Source organism: Shewanella canadensis, from assembly GCF_003966225.1.
Classification (GTDB): Bacteria; Pseudomonadota; Gammaproteobacteria; order Enterobacterales; family Shewanellaceae; genus Shewanella; species Shewanella canadensis.
This window is the reverse complement of sequence record NZ_RXNU01000037.1, coordinates 1-2,482: the sequence shown is the minus strand read 5'-3', so window position 1 is coordinate 2,482 and position 2,482 is coordinate 1. Positions and strand designations below refer to the sequence as shown.

The 2,482-nt window shown below is 44.0% G+C and carries 1 protein-coding gene and 4 tRNA genes; 1 reads left to right on the top strand and 4 read right to left on the bottom strand.

Features of this window, described 5'->3' with window-relative positions:
* Positions 1-45: 45 nt before the first annotated feature.
* The 4 genes from EKG38_RS24635 to gltX all read right to left on the bottom strand — a co-directional run bounded on the left by EKG38_RS24635 (position 46) and on the right by gltX (position 2,036).
* A tRNA-Glu gene (locus tag EKG38_RS24635) sits at positions 46-121 on the bottom strand.
* A gap of 102 nt (positions 122-223) precedes the next feature.
* Positions 224-299: transfer RNA gene (locus tag EKG38_RS24630), tRNA-Glu, on the bottom strand.
* 147 nt (positions 300-446) lie between these two features.
* Positions 447-522 (bottom strand) — tRNA-Ala (locus tag EKG38_RS24625).
* A gap of 104 nt (positions 523-626) precedes the next feature.
* Positions 627-2,036 (bottom strand): glutamate--tRNA ligase, encoded by a 1,410-nt coding sequence (gltX, locus tag EKG38_RS24620; protein ID WP_126523517.1) that lies wholly within the window; start codon positions 2,034-2,036, stop codon positions 627-629.
* Positions 2,037-2,356: 320 nt separating this feature from the next.
* Between gltX and EKG38_RS24615 the strand changes: the two genes are divergently transcribed.
* Positions 2,357-2,432, top strand: a tRNA-Val gene (locus tag EKG38_RS24615).
* The last annotated feature ends 50 nt before the right edge of the window (positions 2,433-2,482 follow it).

Below are 2,482 nucleotides of genomic sequence, written 5' to 3'. Positions count from 1 at the left end.
CTTAACGCTTGAACAACCAGACCGAAGTCTAATCATTATAAATAGTGGTATCCCCAAGGGGATTCGAACCCCTGTTACCGCCGTGAAAGGGCGGTGTCCTAGGCCTCTAGACGATGGGGACCCGGACTGCATTAGACTCTGCAAAGAGTGAATACTCATTAAGTTTTGTAGGCTAAAACTTAACGCTTGAACAACCAGACCGAAGTCTAATCATTATAAATAGTGGTATCCCCAAGGGGATTCGAACCCCTGTTACCGCCGTGAAAGGGCGGTGTCCTAGGCCTCTAGACGATGGGGACCCGGACATTCATTCTTTAGACTCTACAAATAAAGAGTTGTCTATAATTCTAAATCCAAAGGCTAAGGATTCGAACTTACCTACTGATTCCCACTAGACATTGGGGTAGGTTCTTATTGTTTAAACTCTACTAAGAAGAGTCGTTAGATGGTGGAGCCTAGCGGGATCGAACCGCTGACCTCAACACTGCCAGTGTTGCGCTCTCCCAGCTGAGCTAAGGCCCCTCACTAACAAAACACTTTTGAGTACGCTACTAAGCTTTTGCTTCGTTGTGTCTCAAGTGCGTGGCGCATTCTATGCAGCACACCCAAAAGTGTCAACTCGTTTTTTAGGAATTTATTCTATTTGCTACAAATTCAATCGCTTTGGAGGTTCTTTGCTCACAACGGGTCTTTCCAACCAAGAATAAGGTTAAATCTACAGCAGGAGACATACCGGCCCCGGTAACAGCTACACGTAAAGGCATACCGACTTTGCCCATACCTACCTCTAATTCAGCAGCGGTATCTTCAATTGCTTGATGAATACCTTCTAAAGTCCACTCACTAAGTTCAGCTAATTTCTTCTGAACTAACTCAAGGGGTTCCATAGCAACACCTCTAAGGTGTTTTTTTGCTGCAGTAGCGTCGAACTCTTCAAAGTCTTCATAGAAATAACGACTGGAAGCCGCCAGCTCTTTTAACGTTTTAGCGCGCTCAGATAAAGCTGTGACGACTGCTGATAAAGCAGGACCATTACTCGTATCAATTTTTTGATCTGCCATGTGCCATTCTAAATGTTTAGCAACATACTCAGGATCCAGTTCCTTTATATAGTGTTGGTTCAGCCAGTTCAGTTTTTCGGTATTGAATGCTGAAGCCGCTTTATTGATATCATCAAGTTTAAATAGCTGCTTCATCTCATCTATAGAGAACACTTCTTGATCACCATGAGACCAGCCAAGACGAACGAGATAGTTAAGTAGCGCCTCAGGCAAGTAGCCATCATCACGATACTGCATAACACCGACTGCACCATGACGCTTAGAAAGCTTAGCCCCATCATCACCTAAGATCATAGCAACGTGAGCATATTCAGGTATTGGTGCACCCAACGCTTTCAGTATGTTGATTTGGCGTGGTGTATTATTGATATGGTCTTCACCGCGTACCACACAAGTGATCCCCATATCCCAATCATCAACAACGACACAGAAGTTATAAGTCGGCGTACCTTCAGTACGTGCAATGATCAAATCATCCAGAAGGTCATTAGAAATTTCGATACGACCACGAACGTGGTCATCAAATACTACGCTACCCTCTGTAGGGTTTTTGAAACGAATAACAAAAGGCTCATCTGTATCGCGGGGGGCTTTATCTCGACAACAACCATCATACTTCTGTTGTTCACCTTTAGCCGCCTGTTCCTCACGCATAGTTTCTATGCGCTCACGTGAGCAATAACACTTATAAGCTGTGCCCTGCTCTAACATCTGAGCAATAATTTCATTGTAGCGATCAAAACGCTTGGTTTGGTAATAAGGCCCTTCATCCCAATTCAGACCTAACCACTGCATTCCTTCTAGAATGGCTTCGCATGCTTCAGGAGTCGAACGCTCAATATCGGTATCTTCTACTCGTAAAACGAACTCACCTTGATTTGCACGAGCATATAACCATGAATAAAGCGCTGTACGAGCGCCACCGACATGCAAAAAACCAGTAGGACTTGGAGCAAAACGCGTCTTAGTTGTCATAATGGGACACTAACCTATATAGAAAGTCTAAATAATAGACTGTACCAATGAATGTGGCGCATATTCTAACAGCCAAATAGGATTAGGGAAATTACCATGCTCTATTAGTGCGTGATAAATGTAATGATAAGCTGATTGCAGATAGTAATTGTTGCATTATTACCCTGCGCGCGTTTATTGCCGGATAAAAATACACCAAACCAACAAGGTGTTGAGTGACAATGCATCAATCCGTGTAAAATTACGCCGCACTCTTGTTTTAATCCAAAAAAGCGTTGACAGTAAATCGTTCCTCCCTATAATACGGCCCCACACAGCGAGGTCGATTAGCTCAGCTGGGAGAGCACCTCCCTTACAAGGAGGGGGTCACTGGTTCGAGCCCAGTATCGACCACCATTCTCTTTTGAGAAGTGTTACTGTACAGATAGAAAGTCCCAGGTCGATTA

Bases quoted from the DNA above. Each gene is read 5' to 3' on its own strand.
- gltX (WP_126523517.1), bottom strand. From the start codon at position 2,036: ATGACAACTAAGACGCGTTTTGCTCCAAGTCCTACTGGTTTTTTGCAT.